8 protein-coding genes and 1 pseudogene are annotated in these 17,992 nt (G+C 45.3%); 1 reads left to right on the forward strand and 8 read right to left on the reverse strand.

Annotated features, from left to right (window positions below):
• Positions 1–256: pseudogene (locus G636_RS20745) on the forward strand (IS66 family transposase); the annotation flags it as partial.
• Between the two features lie 505 nt (positions 257–761).
• Here the strand turns inward: G636_RS20745 and G636_RS0113450 are convergent.
• Genes G636_RS0113450 through G636_RS0113485 form a run of 8 tightly spaced genes read right to left on the reverse strand, consistent with a single transcriptional unit; the run spans position 762 to position 17,963 of the window.
• The gene (locus tag G636_RS0113450; protein WP_026508479.1) at positions 762–2,171 is read right to left on the reverse strand and encodes a carbon starvation CstA family protein; all 1,410 of its coding nucleotides are present in this window, start codon (positions 2,169–2,171) and stop codon (positions 762–764) included.
• Between the two features lie 51 nt (positions 2,172–2,222).
• On the reverse strand, positions 2,223–4,316 hold the full coding sequence (gene glgX, locus G636_RS0113455; RefSeq protein WP_026508480.1) for a glycogen debranching protein GlgX: 2,094 nt from the start codon (positions 4,314–4,316) through the stop codon (positions 2,223–2,225).
• Positions 4,317–4,328: 12 nt separating this feature from the next.
• Positions 4,329–6,074, reverse strand: coding sequence for an ABC transporter ATP-binding protein (locus G636_RS0113460; protein WP_026508481.1), 1,746 nt, complete (start codon positions 6,072–6,074; stop codon positions 4,329–4,331).
• Positions 6,067–7,869, reverse strand: coding sequence for an ABC transporter ATP-binding protein (locus tag G636_RS0113465; RefSeq protein WP_026508482.1), 1,803 nt, complete (start codon positions 7,867–7,869; stop codon positions 6,067–6,069). The genes G636_RS0113460 and G636_RS0113465 overlap by 8 nt, the downstream gene beginning before the upstream one ends.
• Positions 7,862–9,181, reverse strand: coding sequence for an ATP-grasp domain-containing protein (locus G636_RS0113470; protein WP_026508483.1), 1,320 nt, complete (start codon positions 9,179–9,181; stop codon positions 7,862–7,864). The genes G636_RS0113465 and G636_RS0113470 overlap by 8 nt, the downstream gene beginning before the upstream one ends.
• Positions 9,182–9,209: 28 nt before the next feature.
• Entirely contained in the window at positions 9,210–12,149 is a 2,940-nt protein-coding gene (locus tag G636_RS0113475; RefSeq protein WP_026508484.1) for an AMP-binding protein, read from the reverse strand.
• Positions 12,127–15,045 (reverse strand): AMP-binding protein, encoded by a 2,919-nt coding sequence (locus G636_RS0113480; RefSeq protein ID WP_026508485.1) that lies wholly within the window; start codon positions 15,043–15,045, stop codon positions 12,127–12,129. The genes G636_RS0113475 and G636_RS0113480 overlap by 23 nt, the downstream gene beginning before the upstream one ends.
• A 2-nt stretch (positions 15,046–15,047) precedes the next feature.
• Positions 15,048–17,963 (reverse strand): AMP-binding protein, encoded by a 2,916-nt coding sequence (locus G636_RS0113485; protein WP_026508486.1) that lies wholly within the window; start codon positions 17,961–17,963, stop codon positions 15,048–15,050.
• Positions 17,964–17,992: the final 29 nt, after the last annotated feature.

A 17,992-nucleotide genomic window follows, 5' to 3' on the forward strand; every position in this document is an offset into this window, starting at 1 on the left:
AATGGAGAAATACATGCATAACCATCTGCTGTTCCTTCATGATAAAAGAGTTCCGCACAATAATAACTTAAGTGAGCGTCAGGCTCGTAAGGTAAAACGTAAAATCAAGCAGGTCATGACATACCGGTCATTCAGCAGTCTAGAGTATTACTGCGATGGATTGGGTGTGCTGGTTACGCTGCGCGAAAATGATCCCAGCAATATTTACACGAATGTGTCAGAGATATTTGATAGAAAATACCGGTGGTCCGACTGATAAAAGTCTAGATCACCGGTATTTTTATCTCAAGTTGGGGTCTGAACAATAACTGATTCTTTATCAATCTCCTTAACAGCTCTCCGTATCTCTATACAGTGATCTCGCAGCTTCAGATGTTTATTTTACAAAGTGAGCATTCAGTTCAAATGGTAGTTTTACTTAATTCTTCAAAGCAGCCTTTTAGCGCCCACGAGAAAGCTGTCTGAGCAGGGCAAAGGGGTGATACATCTCATCCAATGGTCATTGGGTGCGCCAGCACACAATAAATAATTGAAATCTCCAGATTTTAAGCTTGCTTAAAGAGATGGAGATTTCAATTATTGTATATGCACGCATAGCGGGCATATGACCATTGAAAGCAAACACCCCGCCCCCTTTCCCTGCGAGTTCTTTCGAGTGAGGCGCATGCTTAAAAGGCTGCTGAAGAATTTTAGTAAAACACCATTTGGACTGCAGCGAAAGTGGAAAATAACATCTGCAGCTGCGACAATACAGCAGCCGGCTATTTGGCGGACCTGAGGAGAATGGCAAGGTATAATATGAAGGTGCATATTGCAAATATGATCCCCACAGGATATGCCAATGACATGCTGATAGAGAAGCCCTCCTCTGCCATGAGGATATAGGTCATGCTCACGGCAGACATAAAGGCAGCCGGCATAGCTGTAAAGAGGCTCTTATATTGGTTATCTGCATTTTTGATAAGATAAGCGCTGGCCACCCAGAGACTGATCATTGCCAGTGTCTGATTACTCCAGGAGAAATACCTCCACAATACATTGAAATCCAGCTGAGTAAGGACTGCCCCCAAGCCCAAAAGGGGGATAGTGATAAAGAGCCTGTTTTTAATAGGCTTTTGATCAAGGCCTGTTATCTCACTTAAGATCAGCCTAGCACTCCTAAAGGCAGTATCTCCCGATGTGATGGGACAGGCAACTACGCCTACCACCGCCAGTATACCGCCCACAGTCCCCAGCATACCGGTAGAGATATCATATACCACACCGGACTGGCCCATCTGAGTCAGGGCGCTGCTAAGGCCTCCCGTGGTCCCATAGAAAGCCACGCCTCCTGCTGCCCAGGTCAGAGCTATAACAGACTCAGCCAGCATGGCTCCGTAGAATACCTTTCTGCCCTCGCGTTCCGAACTGATGCACCTGGATATCATGGGAGACTGAGTAGCATGAAAGCCCGATATGGCGCCGCAGGCAACAGTGATAAACATATACGGCCATACAGGGAGCCCATCGGGATGAAGATTCCTGGCACTGATCTCAGGGATATGATAGCCACCGATAATGGTGCCTGCACATATGCCTATGGCCATGGTGATCAGTACTATGCCAAAGACAGGATATAGTTTGCCGATAATTTTATCTATTGGAAGTAGAGTTGCCAAAATATAATAGATCAGTATGACCACTATCCAAAACTTCACTCCCATCCATTCAGGAGTCAGCCTGGCTATCAGAGCTGCAGGGCTGGTGACAAATACAGTGCCTGTCAAAAGCAGAAGCAGCACAGAAAATAGCCTCATCCCCCACCCTGCTGCAGTTCCCAGATAGATACCTGACAGTTCCGCAATGGATCTGCCTTCATTTCTCTCTGAGATCATGCCTATCATATAGTCATGGACCGCGCCTCCCAGGATAGATCCAAAGATGATCCAGAGAAAGACTATAGGACCAAAGCAGGCTCCCATGAGAGCACCAAATATAGGCCCTGTGCCCGCTATATTCAGGAGCTGTACGAGAAAGGCCTTCCAGGTCTTTAAGGGTACATAATCAACTCCATCCTGCAGCCTGTAGGCAGGAGTCTTCCTGTCATCAGGTCCAAAGACTTTTTCCACCATTTTGCCATAAGTGAAATATCCGATAAACAATGCTGCAAACGAACAGAGTAAAGATATCATGACTATCCACCTCTCTATTCATACCAGATAATAGTCCATATCACAAAGGATCTATTTCATATACCCCAGTAAAACAGCGCTGCTGCGACTGGGAAGAAATAGCTTGCCGGACGTAAATGGCTTACCCTTACCGGGAGCAAAGGAACGTCCGCTTGAAGAATCTGCCTGCAGGTACCATTTATAGCCCTCAGGAAGGATAGGCAATTCCATTTCATGGTCTTCCCAGTGGGCATTTAGTCCCACATATATAAAAGAGTCTTTTTTCAGACCAAAGCGTGCATGATCTTCCGCAAACATATATCCCAGTACCAGCCTGGGACCCATCTGGTCATATTCCCAGGCCCTCTCACTGTGGAAGGACAGCTCCGGATATCCTGTGCCATTATGCTCCATGTTAAAATCAGAAGTTCTAAGAACCGGATGAGCTTTTCTAAATGCTATGAGATCTGATATATATTTGGTCAGGTCCCCGTACTCTATGGCCCTATCCCAGTCCAGCCAGGATATCTCATTATCCTGGCAGTAGGCATTATTATTGCCATACTGGGTATTGGCAAACTCATCTCCCGAAAGTAACATGGGCACTCCTCTGCTGGTAAGGAGTATGGTCATGGCATTTCTGATCTGGCGCTGTCTAAGGTCATAGATCTCTTTATCCGGACTCTCACCTTCAGCGCCGCAGTTCCAGCTGTGATTATCATCGCAGCCATCCCTGCCGTCTTCTCCGTTGGCCTCATTATGTTTGCCATTATAAGAGACCAGGTCATAGAGCGTAAATCCGTCATGACAGGTGAGAAAATTCACCGATACCTCAGGGCTCCTTGCACCATACAGATCAGCAGAGCCTCCAATACGCCAATATAGCTCCACAGCGGCATCAGCATTGCCCTTGATAAATTCCCTTACGCAGTCTCTATATTTGCCATTCCATTCAGCCCACCTGTTCCAGGAAGGAAAGCTGCCCACCTGATAGAGGCCGCCTGCATCCCAGGCTTCAGCTATAAGCTTACAGCCTCCAAGAATGGGATCATGAGCCAGACTCTCTATAAGAGGAGGAGACATCATAGGAGCACCGTTTTGGTCCCTTGTGAGAATAGAAGCCAGATCAAAACGAAATCCGTCTATATGATAAGAGGATACCCAGTATCTGAGGCAGTCCAGTATCATATTTCTGACAACTGCATTATTACAGTTCAGAGTATTGCCGCAGCCGGAGAAATTATAATAATAGCCATCTGGGGTCAATAGGTAATAGGTTCTGTTATCAATACCCCTATAGGATATATATGGTCCGTTTTCATTGCCCTCTGCCGTATGGTTAAATACAACATCAAGTATTATCTCTATTCCTTCTGCATGGAGCTTTTTGACCATATTTTTGAGTTCATCCGCTTCCATACCAAAAGGCGCAGAGGCTGCATAGCCTGCCTTGGGAGCAAAAAAATCCACAGTGGAATAGCCCCAATAGTTATATAGTTTACGTCCTTCTATTTCCCTGTAATTTTCAAACTCGTCAAACTCAAAAATGGGCAGCAGCTCTACACAATTGATACCCAGTTTTTTCAGATAAGGTATCTTCTCCGTGATCCCTGCATAAGTGCCCCTGTGCCTGACAGCGCTGTTTTCATTTTGGGTAAAGGATCTGACATGCATCTCATATATGACCAGGTCCTTTTGCCTAAGGCGTGGCGGCTTATCACCCTCCCAATCATAGTCTTCTCTGATCAATTGCCCTCTGTGAGGGAATGGATCATTAAAGTCCGGCTTTTCGCCCCATCTGCTCCTGCCTGATACGGACTTGGCATAGGGGTCTAGTACTATCTTTTCCTTATCAAACCACAAGCCCTTTTTCTTATCCATAACGCCGTCAAAACGATATCCATATTCAGTGGACTCTATGTCTATGCCAAATACCATCATCGCATAGACATTTCCTATTTTGAATTCTTCCTTAAAGGGTATCTCTGCAAAGGGCTTTTTTTGACCATGATGAAAGAGTACAAGGGTGCAGCTTGTCGCTTCCTTTGAGTAGATACTGAAATTCACACCGCCATCAATAAGGCTTGCACCAAAAGGAAGGGCCCGCCCCGGACGATATTCCAGATTTCCGATCTTATCTGTTGGGAAAGTATCGATCAGTCTCATAATACCCCCTGATCAGTCATCAAACTGACTGTTGTAGAGTTCATAATACATGCCCTTCTTCTCAAGAAGCTCTTCATGGCTGCCACTCTCTACTATATCTCCGTCCTTCAATACCAGTATCACGTCTGCATTTACTATGGTTGACAACCTGTGAGCTATGACAAAGCTGGTCCTGCCCTGCATAAGTTTATCCATGGCATTCTGGATAGCCAGTTCCGTTCTGGTATCAATAGAACTGGTAGCTTCATCCAGGATGACTATGGGCTTGTCCGCCAGGATAGCACGGGCTATACATAGCTGCTGCCTCTGGCCCGTGGACAGATTCATATGTTCATCCAGCACAGTATCATATTTGCCGGGCAGAGTAGAGATAAGATAATCAAGGCCCACAGCTTCTACAGCCTTCTCTATCATCTCATCAGTATACTCTTCTTTGCCCAGGGTCAGATTCTCGCGTATGGTATCTTCAAAGACCCAGGGCTCCTGCAGTACTATGCTCACCCTGTCTCTTAGTGATCTTCTCGATACCGATGTGATATCTATTCCATCGATTGATATAGTTCCGGAATTAACCTCATAGAACCTCATAAGGAGGTTGATAAGTGTACTCTTACCGGCTCCGGTAGGGCCTACAATGGCGACCTTCTGACCGGGGCGGATCTCTTCCGAAAAGTCCTTTATAACTATGTGATCCCTCTTATAACCAAACTTTACATGGTCAAAGCTCACGCTGCCCTTGATATCTTCCGGCAGCTGCCTGTCACCGTCTTTGGAGAGTTCCTCTTCATCTATCATCCCAAATATCCTGGTCAGTGCAGCCTTGACGCTGACAAGGGGCTGGAGCGACTGGATAAGCGAGTTAAGAGGAGCCGACAGGCAATTGTTTAATCCTATAAAGGTGATAACAAGGCCCAGAGTTCTGGAGCCGTCCATAGACAAGGTAACACCAAAGAGCAGCAGGAGCATGGTGGACAGATAGGTAAATGCCGAAGCCAGGGGCACAGTAAGTCCCGATATAGCCTGAGCATTAAAGGCCGCTTTATTGAGCCTCATGTTAAGGTCTCCGAATCTCTTCTCTGATTTACCTGCGGCATTATAGGCCAGGATAATGCCATGGCCTGAATAATTCTCTTCTATATAGCCGTTCACAGCGCCAAGGTAATTGACCTGATGGGTATAAAATCTGGAAGAATTAACTGCCACAATGGATACGATGACTATCTGGACTATGTTGAGACCTACGCAGACTCCGGTCAAAAGAGGATCAAAGACCAGCATGACTATCAAAGCCGCGATAATGGTAACTATACTTCCCACCATATTAACAGTACACTGTGTCAGGTTCTGATTGACTATGTCCACATCATTGGTCACGCGGGACATGGTATCACCGGTGGAATTATTAAAGAAATAGCTCATAGGGAGCCTGTCCAGCTTGTCAAAGAGACTATATCTGAGATTATGGGAGATCCTGTTGGTAGCCTTTACCATGATCGCCCTCTGTGCCAGCTCCGTCAGGAACTGACAGATCCTCATCACCAGTATCACTATAAGGACCGGTACTACTATGGGCAGATTGACCATTCCCAGCTCTTTGATATTGGCAGTGATTGTATCCATGACACGTCCGTTGAGGACAGGGCCTACCAGGGACAGAGCTGTTGACAGGATCACCAATATGACAGCAATGATGACCCCTGCCTTCATGCCGGGGGCATATGTAAACAATCTGATAACAGAGGAATTATTCTTACGCATAAGATTCCTCCTTTACTGATCCTGAAGCGATATCATCATCCTTGTGCTGGGATGCATATATCTCCTGATAATCCCTGCAGGTCTCAAGCAGCATCTCATGACTACCGCATCCTACTATGGCTCCGTTATTCATGACCAAGATCTGATCGGCATCCACAATAGTGCTTATCCTTTGAGAGACGATGATCTTGGTAACACCGGAGAACTTCTCCATGATCATCTTACGGACCTTTTTCTCAGTCTTGTAATCAAGTGCAGAAAAAGAATCATCAAAAATCATGACCTTACATGGCTTGGAGAGGCAACGGGCAATAGACAGTCTCTGCCTTTGACCGCCTGAGAAATTGGTACCTCTCTTGAGCACAGGAGCCTGATATTGCTCCTCCTGCCCCTCTATAAACTCTGCAGCACCTGCGATCTCACATGTCTTTTCAAGGTCATAGGGGCTGTCATTTCCGTTATTGCCCAGCCTTACATTCTCTTCTATGCTTCCTGTAAATAGCAGAGCCTTTTGAGCTGTGAGGCTGATCTGATCTCTCAGTTCATGGAGACTGTAATCCTTGATATTGACGCCGCCCAGGAGGATCTCTCCCTTATTTACATCATAGAATCTCATGAGGAGATCGATGATGGTAGTCTTGCCGGAACCAATGGCGCCTATGATCGCTGTAGTAGAGCCCTTTGAGCATTTAAAAGATATATTATTCAAAAAGCAGTTCTCAGGATTATTGTATCCAAAGGACACATCCCGAAACTCTAATGCGGGAGTCTCATCATTATCATCTGCACGCGTATTGTCACTGCCTGTATCCTCCACGCTGATCCTGCTGTCAAGCACCTCTGCTATCCTGGATGAGGATACACGAGCGCCCTGATATAACATCATGACCTGTACCACAAAGATAAAGGCCAGGAGCAGCTGCGCCGTATAGGGGATGAAGGCAACAATATCCGTAACCACGTCCAGTTGGTTCTCTACATAGCCGCTGTTAATCTGATATACAGCCAGTATATAGATCACTATGGTGACTACATAAAGGACCAGATTTATCCCGGGGATAACTACTGCAGAAGGCAGCTGGGAGATTGTCATGGCTTTTGTGAGTTTCTTATTGATACCCTCAAATTTACTCCTAAGATGTCCCTGAGCATTATATGCCCTTACTACATCCACGCCGCCCAGCTTCTCCATAACGCTCTTATTCAGGCTGTCCTTGTTCTTTTGCGCCTTTCTGATCTGGGGAGCTTCGATGATGATGGCTGCGGCTATGAGCAGCACTACAAAGGCGATACCTATAATGACCGTGAGCTGCCAGGATCTGCCATAAGCACCTATCTTGGCAAGTGCCCATACCGAGATGACAGGAGCCTTGATAATAGCCTGAAAGCCTATCAGGATAAAGGTCTGGACATTCATGACATCAGAAGTAGACCTGGTGATCAGGCCGGACACGGTAAAACCGTCCACATCCGGGATAGACAGCAACTGGACCTTATGAAATATGTCACGTCTGATCCCTGTCACAAAGCTCATGACTGCCCAGGCTATGATCATGGAGGATACAGCCGAGAGCAAAAAGCTCACACATACATAGCCTGCCATGATAGCTGCCACGGATCTGATCTGAGAAGCGCCCTCTTCCAAAGAGAGTTCTTCATTATTGGCGACCTTGAGGGCTGCGCTGAGAAGCTCAGGTATACGCATATCAAAGTAAACCTGAAGGACAATGAATATAACAGAACTCAGCAGCATTGCCTTGTCGCTGTTTTTCATTCTCTTAAACAGTTTAATCATCTTCGCACACCGCTCTTATCTTTTCCATGATCTCATCAATAATGGAACCGGGGTATCTGTCATTAAAATCAAGAGCACTCTTATAGATAGAAGCCTTATCCTCTGCGCCGCCGATTCCCACAGCAGTGATCACATGGCCTGAGTACTCGGCCCATTCATAGCATTTGATATAGGGAATATCCCTGATCTCATCAAGCATATCCCTTTTAATGCCATTTACTCTGAAGATGCAGCCATAGGTCAGAAGGTCAGGATCCGAATAATCCTTTTGCTCCTCATCCAGCATATCAAAATAGATATCAAAGAGCCCTCTTCCTTCGCAGGTTGCCATGAGCATAGTGGCTCCGGACCATCTGGGATTGATCTCTATCACATACCATTCACCATCGTGATAGGCCAGGTCTACATTGGCTACTCCGTTTAATCCTATCTTTCCCGCAAAGCTCTTTAGCTTGTCCTGAAGCTCACTGATTCCCATATCATCCTTCCATACAGGACCAAATTTGATACCCCTAGCGCTGTCGGTTATGCCTTCGGAGTTCATGCTAAGGACAAATGGCGGGAGGACGCTGTAATGGCCCTTGCAGCCATGTATCTCTGTAGTATACTGATCACCGCTGATGTATTCTTCAGCGATCAGATCATTATCAAAAAGGTCAGAATCCAGAACGGAGAGAGCTTCCTCCACACTGGCCACCTTTTGGAGTCCCAGGGAACTGGAGCCTGTATTATCCTTCATGATGACAGGAAAATGGAGCTGTTCAAGTTCATGCTTTATATACTCTCTGTATACATTGAGCTTGATCACACCCTGGGATTTGTCAGTGATCTTGTACATAGAACAATCGATCCTGACATAACCGGAATTATTGATACCTGCCCTGGTCAGCGCTTCGTGGGTACTGGCCTTGTCATAACAGGCAAGTCCTGCCTCCAGAGAATGGCAATAGGTCTTAACACCCTCTTTCTCAAACTTCTCGCATATGATCGCTTCCGTTATGCTGTTCCAATCTACCACCATACTCACAGTGGGAACACTGATCAGTATATCAGGCTTCTCCTTTTTGATGGCCTCCACATAATCATCCAGAGAAGCCGTATAAGGCATCTCTACATAAGACACATGCTTGGGATACTCAAACTCACCGTTTAAGCGGTTGCAAAAGAAAAACTTGGCCGAAATGACAGTAATATCATAGTCCGGATGTTTAAGAGCCACCTCATCAAAACAATCTGCATCTCCCGGATATCCGATACCTGTTACAACAGCCTCAGTTGAAGATGTGTTAAATACAACAATTTTTTTGCCCATTCTACGCACCTCGTCTTCGAACTCAATCTCACAAAAGATCTGCTACCTTACCTGCGTCTAACAAACCGATCAGCATCTTCTCAAATTCATCGATTATAGCCTTGAGAATATCTGTATCGTAGAAACCGGATGCCGCGCTAACCTGGTAATGCTTATCAGCTGTATGATCCACCAGCATATTGAGCCTGGTCCAGATATGGGCATCATCAAAATAGAAGCCTATGTCTTTATAGACACATTCCAAACCTCCCAGTCTGATATTCAGATCCATGGAAGCTCTGAAATTCATATATATATCGTTTTTGATATTGGGATATCTGTCAGACATCTCCACAATATCTATTCCGCCATAATATGACAGGTTCTGGTATGTATCCTGTATTTCTGAGAGGAGCTGATCTATGCTCTTGTCAGGATCAAGGTCTGTATACATATACAGGGCCTGGGCCAGTACACCCCTGATAGATCTGTAGCTTGGATCCACACGGCCGTTGTATATGGTCATATTGGTAAGCTTCTCAGTCTTTATGAGCTTTTTGTGCATAGTCAGTGCAAAAGCGGCCTGCAGATAGATGATCTCCGATACTCCCCTTTCTTTCAGGAAGTTCTCAACCTTTTTTCTATCAAGCTCTGGCGCAACTTTTTTAAAATAGACCTTATCCTGTTTTTCTCCCTTGGCAGGCAGATTATCAGGAGTCACCGCGTTGTAGAGCTTCTCGTGATATTCGATAGCCTTCTTGTAATAATCACTGCTCCTTATATCCTGTTCATAAACAGACAGGTCAAAAATATCCACATTTTCTGCAGATCTCTCTCTGCCCTCATATCCTGCCTCTATATCATTTATCATGTTCTTGATAGATGATTCATCATAGATCAGGTGGTTGAGATTGATATAGAGATAATCATCAGAGCCTACATGGAGGATAGCGATCTCATAGAGCTCATCCTTTGTCAGATCCCTTCTGACTGCAGCTCTCTGCCTCCTGAATTTCTCAAATTCCGAAGGTTCAATATCTATTTCCTCCATATGGGGCTTTCTGTCTGTCCTGTACATCTTGCCGCTCTTACTGTCAAAGCTCACATTAAGCCCGGGACTGTCAGCAAAATACCCGTTCACAACATCCATCAGCTTCCTGATATCTATTCCCTGAGGAAGCTTCCAGTAGCCTCTGAAATCATTGATATCAAGAGGCGTATTGATCTTGGCACACTCATTTACCTGATATTTTTGGGCATTGGTCATCTCAAATTCAGTCTGGCTTTCATCAGCCCCTTTAATATCCGGTTTTACAAAGGAGGCGTTCTTTTTGATCTCCTCTGCTATCAGCCTGGGAGTAGCTCCCATCATGATGTCTCTGGCACTGATACCCTTGATGCCGCATTCCGTGCACAGAGCCACAGCATTTATGGAATTGCCGCCCAGCTCAAAGAAATTATCATTTCTGCCAACCCTCTTAATTTTTAATACTTTCTGCATTGCAGCGGCTATAGCTGCTTCTACATCTCCCACAGGCTCTTCATAATCTGCAGTGAGCTGGTTCAGATCAGGACGGCCGATGGATTTCCTGTCAATCTTGCCATTGACATTAACAGGAAAAGCGTCCATCTTCACAAAGATACCGGGGATCATATAGTGGGGGAGCCTGGCTTCAACACCCTTCTTAAGGACAGCTTTGTCCACAGGCTTATTTTCTGTATAAAAGCCGCACAAAAGCATGGTGCCGTCTTCATTTTCAAAAGCCTTGACGATGGAACCTGTAACTCCTTCCACAGAATTCATGACAGACTCTATCTCACCGGGTTCCACTCTCTGACCATGGAGCTTTAGCATCCAGTCATGACGATTGCCAAATAGGATATTACCGTCAGGAAGGAAACGCCCCACGTCTCCTGTCTTTACTGCTACAAGGCCATCCTCTATCTTCTTAAAGGTCTTTGCAGTCTGCTCAGGGAGATTGTTGTACTCATAGGGCAGATCACCATATATGATGATATTGCCTTCTTCGCCCCGGGGCAGTTCATTGCCGTCGTCATCCATGATCTTAACTGTGATGCCATAGATAGGCTTGCCCACAGGGGTATTATCATAGGCCTTGTCCAGTACAAACTTGCAGACACAGCCTATAGTCTCCGTCTGTCCGTATTTATTGACGATCCTGTAGTCATCCGAATAGACATTGACTACCTTTTCGCTTCCTGTCATTACGCTCTTTAATGCCTTGTCTTTGTTCTTATATACCTTCAGCATCCTGGGCGCCAAAAATCCCACAGTGATATTATTGTCAGCATAATAATCCTGGACTTTGCCTACATCCTTTCTGGTATCCTCTGACAGCATATGCACATGGGAACCAACAGCCATATTTTTGAAATACTCAGCTATGGTAACAGTAAAGGATAAGGGTGCAGCGGAAGCATAGACCACATGGACCTTGTTGGGCGCTGTATCCTCCACATTCCTTACTATCGCAGCTGTAACTGCCCTGTCTCTGTATATGACTCCTTTGGGATTTCCGGTAGAGCCTGAAGTATAGAAGATAAACCTCTTAAGCTCCGGAGCTTCCTCGCCCTTATCAGCATCAAAAGAGTCCACATCAGCCTTGTCAGGATCAAATTCATACTTATCTATGTCATCAAAAAAGTCATCGCCCAGGATCAGCTTGGCATCAGCATCCTTCTTTATATACTCCACTCTGGCCTCAGGGTAAGAGGGAATAACAGGGATGGCTGTGGCACCAATCCTGACAGCACCATATTCTGCAGCCAAATATTCATAGCTTCGTCCAAGGCGTATGATCACAGCATCTTTCTTACGGATGCCCATAGACATAAGCTTGACCGCTGCTTTACCTGAAAGGGCATTAAACTCTTTGTAGCTAATAGTCCTGGTGGCATCTTTGTCGGTCAAGCAAGGGGTGTCCGCATAAGTCCTCAGAGCATTGTCAATCTTTTCTATAAATCCCATCTTCCTCTCCTTTTATAATCCTTGTAAGCGCTTCGTCAAAACTGCCAACAAAGCTTCTTGCAAATTCCTCTGATACTTTTGCCGAAGCAAAGGAAACCGTATATCCCATATCCCCCGGCCATCTGTTGATCATAAAATCCATGTCGGTAAAGGGCTTGTTGACTGTAAAAAACTCTATGAGAAAGTCTGTTCTGAACTTCTCATCACCAAGCTTTAGAGACATAGAAGGAGCATTTCTGTAGTTCACCGTTAGTCCTGATTTAATAGCCGGATACTTATCCACCAGATCAAAGGTATCGAGAATGTCATAATAGACAAGCTTTTGATACTGCTTCTCTATTCCCTCAAAGTATTCCTTGAGGCTCCCATACTTGCCCAGTCCCGAGCGGATAAATACAGCCTTGGCAAATACTCCGTGAGCATTATTCAAAAGGCTATTTCCCCTTCCGTCGTGAACATTCATATAGCAAAAATCTTTTTCGCCATATACCTTATTGACTGTGATCTCCATTGCCAGCTGCATAAGGGTCAGTATTGAGGTGCTGTATCTCTTCAGGAAATCATCAATCTCGCTTTGTTTGATATTTTGGAGGATGGGCATGGAGAACGCCGTTGCATATTTCTTTTCAGAGGCAAAAAATTCCGTTTTCTTAAGGCCCTTGTAATTATCTTCAAACACTTTCCGGGCGGCTTCTATAAGTCCACTGTCCTGACTGACCCTGCCCTCATATTCAATGAGGTCAAAAATGGAAGCCTCCTCTACAGGGCCCTCCTGGTCGTTATAATATGCTGATATGCATGCCAGCATGTTTTCCAGAGACTTGCCGTCATAGATCAGGTGGCAGATGCAGATAAAGAGATAAATGCTGCCATCGTCAAGGCTGATAAGCTCTGCCTCAAACAAGGGATCTACCCTCATATCACGAACCCTTGTATAGCGCTTACTCCTGTAGCTCTCAAAATCCCCGGCAGGGATCTCTACTCTGGTGATATGGAACTCTTCATGACTGACATTGAGCCTGTTATTCTCTATATCTATATGACTCTTATAGATAGGATGATCATTGACCAGCTTATCTACCGCAGCTGAGAGTCTGTCTGTATCAACAGTGTCTGAGAGTTTAAAATAATAGGTCATATCTATGACATCTATGGTAGTACCCAGGCTGGTACATACAGTATTTTGATACCTCTGTGACGTAGACAGGGGATAAACGTCTCCTACCTTATGGGATATCTCAAGGGCAGGCTTTGAATAAAAGCTCTTATCACTTATGAGAGCAGCAATCCCAGCAGGAGTCTGTCCTATCACTACTATTTGAGGCGCTATTCCTTCCACGCTGCACTCCGCACACAGGTTTACAGCATTTATGGAATTGCCTCCCAGTTCAAAGAAATTGTCATTTCTTCCCACAAGACCAAGCTTCAGGATCTTTTGCATAGCCTGACATATCTTCTCTTCAATCTCATTTTCAGGCTTTTCATAGGCCGCCATGAGCTGATTAAAATCCGGCTTTTTAATGGACTTTCTGTCTATCTTGCCATTGGCATTTACAGGAAAAGCATCCATCCTGACAAATACGCCGGGGATCATGTAATGAGGCAGCTTGTCCTCCAGACCTTTTTTGATAGCAGCTTTGTCCACAGGCTTACTCTCTGTATAAAAGCCGCACAAAAGCATGGTGCCGTCATCGTTGTCAAATGCCTTTACTATGGAAGATGTGACACCATCTACCGTGTTCATGACTGACTCTATTTCGCCGGGTTCTACTCTCTGACCGTGGATCTTGATCATCCAGTCATTCCTGTTGAGATAGACCACATTGCCATCAGGCAGCTTTTTGCCTATATCACCTGAATAGATAAAGGTCCTGCCATCAGGGAGCTTCTTAAATACCTGAGAAGTCTGGTCCGGGAGATTATTATATTCACAGGGGAAATTACCTATAATGCATATCTGACCTTCGTCTCCGTCAGGAAGCTCATTACCGTCCCCGTCTATGATCACGATATCTGCTCCCGTGAGAGCCTTGCCGATGGGAGTATTGTCATAGAGCTTGTCTATGCGAAATTTAGTTATGATACCTATGGTCTCACTCTGACCATAGCAGTTATAGATCTCATAATCATCAGAGTAGATATTGACAACCTTTTCACTGGCCGTAAGGACTCTGACAAGGTCAGCGCCTTTATAATCAAATAGCTTCAGGATCCTGGGGCTGATAAAGCCTGTTCTGATATGATTGTCAGTGTAATAGCTTGCCAAAAGACCTGCATCTGACCTGACAGGATCACTGATCATATGGACATGGGCTCCCAAGGACAGATTGCATAGGTATTCCATCACAGTCACGCAAAAGGACATGGTCGCCGATGCAGCAAAAACAAGAGGGTTTATCTCCTCCAAAAAGGGACTCATCCTCGTGATATGTGCATCCACATTAGACCTTGTGTATACCACCCCCTTGGGCTTACCGGTTGAGCCGGAGGTATAGAGTATCATGGCCCTTTCATCATCTCCGGCATCCACAATGTCACATACTGCATCCTCTGAATCTATACCCTCAAGGAAGTCCTCTCTTATGAGCATTTTGGCTCCGCTGTCCTTTTGGATATAAGCTACTCTCTCCTGAGGATAATCAGGTATCAGAGGGACTACCACAGCGCCCAGCTTTAAAAGCGCGATCTCACAGGCTATATATTCGCTGATCCTGGGCAGGATGATGATCACGCTGTCTCCTTTTAAGACACCGCTTACAGCCAGTTTATGGGCTATCTTTGAGGACAGGCTGTCAAGCTCGCCATATGTTAGCGACCTCTTGCCGTCCCTGTCAGTTATGGCAACACTGTCTTTTAATTCTGCTACTTTTGCAGCAAACTCACTGATAAAATACATTCTCAGATCCTCTCCAAAATATCAGCAACCTTTTCGCAAGTTACAATAAGCTCAAGTGCCTTTTCAAATGCTTCTGCTATTCTTTCTGTTTTGGCCTGATCAAAGAATCCTGCACCCAGGCTAAGGCTCAGTCTTCCGTCCGGAAGTTCGTCTATCTGCATATTGAGAAGAGCTTCTATATGCTTGCCATCAAAGAAATATCCAAGGAGCAAAAACTCAAAGCTCTTATTGCCCAGATGAAAGCCATGTCCCATCCTTCCTCTGTAATTTAGATATATCTCAGATTCGGCTGCGGGATACTTCTCTGCCAGCTCTTTCATGGGGATCACGTCATAATATACGGATTCCTGATAGGATTCCTGGAGCCTGCCCATAAAATCTGCCACTGTCATATCAGGCGAAGACTTCGCAAGGACAAATACTGCTCTGGCCACGCTTCCGTGTATCCCATTATATGCAGCAAAGTCTCTTCCGCTATGGAGCACCTTTATGGTCAGCTCTTCTCTATCCATATATTTGGCTGCCGCCAGATATAGTGCCGCCTGGATATATACTATCTGGGATACTCCAAGCTTTCTGAGGAATGCGTCCTTGCCGATAGCTGCAAAGTCAAGGCTTGTGAGCTTTCTCACAGATGAATCCATATGGTCATCGCTATCGCCCCGCGGCTTATCCTTCAAAGAGCCCAGCTGCCTGTCAAAAAACTCCTCTGCCTCTTTGTAGAAGGGGCCATTCCTGACTTCCTCTTCATAGGATGCAACATCGAAAATGTCGTATTCCTCTGCTGCAACCTCTTTGCCTTCATATCTGTCAGAGATCTCATCATATAGGAGGGCTACGGATGCTCCGTCAAATACCTGATGGGTCATATTAAAGTAGAGATAGGTCTTCTCATCACCTACATGGACGATCTCCACATCAAACATGGGATCGTGTTCAAGGTCTCGTTTGGAGGCCGCTTTGCTCCTTCTATACTCCATAAACTTATCAGGTTCTATATCCAGCTCTTTAACATGAGCATTAACTGCAGAAGGCCTGATAAGCTTTCTTGATGAACTAAATCTAATGCCATATACCAGATGAGCATTCAGGCTATCCTCTATGGCACCCTTAAGCCTTTTGACGTCTACTGTATCATCCAGCTCATAATAGGGTCTCCAGTCCATGAGATCTATACTTTCTCCAATCTTCTCACAATCATAGAAATTGTAGTGATTTGACAAAGCCATAGGATATTCATCTCTTACCTCATACCTTCTGTTAAACTCAGGCTTTAATACCCCTGACGCTGAAGCAAGCAGCTCTGCTATGCCTTTGGGAGTCTTGCCGTTTATGACAGCTCTGCTGGTGATACCCTCCAGCTTACATTCAGAACATAGCGCCACAGCATTAAGTGAGTTACCTCCCAGTTCAAAGAAATTGTCGTTTCTACCTACCCTGCTGATATTCAGCACCTTTTGCATAGCATCACAAATTGCCTTTTCTGCGCAGTCCACAGGCTCTTCATAATCTGCAGTCAGAGTATTAAAATCAGGTCTTCCAATGGATTTCCTGTCAACCTTGCCATTGGCATTAACAGGAAAAGCATCCATCCTGACAAATGCACCCGGGATCATGTAATGAGGAAGCTTGTCCTCCAGACCTTTTTTGATAGCAGCTTTGTCCACAGGCTTACTCTCTGTATAAAAGCCGCACAAAAGCATGGTGCCGTCATCATTGTCAAATGCCTTTACTATGGAAGAAGTGACACCGTCTACTGCATTCATGACTGACTCTATCTCACCGGGCTCTACTCTCTGACCGTGGATCTTGATCATCCAGTCATTTCTGTTGAGATAGATCACATTGCCATCAGGGAGCTTCTTGCCTATATCGCCTGAATAGATAAAGGTCCTGCCATCAGGGAGCTTTTTAAATACCTGAGAAGTCTGGTCAGGAAGATTATTATATTCGCAAGGGAAATTGCCGATTATGCATATCTGACCTTCCTGTCCATTAGGAAGCTCATTACCGTCCCCGTCTATGATCACCATGTCTGATCCGGGCAGTGCCTTACCGATGGGAGTATTGTCATAGAGCCTGTCTATAGGAAATGCAGTAAAGATACCTATGGTCTCACTCTGACCATAGCAGTTATAGATCTCATAATCATCAGAGTAGATATTGACCACCTTTTCACTGGCCGTAATGACTCTGACAAGGTCACCGCCTTTATAATCAAATAGCTTCAGGATCCTGGGGCTGATAAAGCCTGTTCTGATATGATTGTCAGTGTAATAGCTTGCCAAAAGACCTGCATCTGACCTGACAAGATCACTGATCATATGGACATGTGCTCCCAAAGACAGATTGCATAGGTATTCCATCACAGTCACGCAAAAGGACATGGTCGCCGATGCAGCAAAAAGGGGAGGGCTGATCTCTTTAAGAAAAGGCCTCATCCTGGTGATATGTGCATCCACATTAGACCTTGTGTATACCACACCCTTGGGTTTACCGGTTGAGCCGGAGGTATAGAGTATCATGGCCTTCTCTTCATCAACTGCGTCTGCAATTTCACAATCTGCATCCTCTGAATCTATACCCTCAAGGAAGTCCTCTCTTATGAGCATTTTGGCTCCGCTGTCCTTTTGGATATAAGCTACTCTCTCCTGGGGATAATCGGGAATCAGAGGGACTACCACCGCGCCCAGCTTTAAAAGCGCGATCTCACAGGCTATATATTCGCTGATCCTGGGCAGGATAATGATCACGCTGTCTCCTTTTAAGACACCGCTTACAGCAAGTTTATGGGCTATCTTTGAGGACAGGCTGTCAAGCTCGCCGTATGTTAGCGACCTCTTGCCGTCCCTGTCAGTTATGGCAACACTGTCTTTTAATTCTGAAACTTTTGCAGCAAACTCACTGATAAAATACATTCTCAGATCCTCTCTAAAATCTCAGATTT

The organism is Butyrivibrio sp. MC2013 (assembly GCF_000424585.1).
Taxonomy (GTDB): Bacteria; Bacillota; Clostridia; order Lachnospirales; family Lachnospiraceae; genus Butyrivibrio.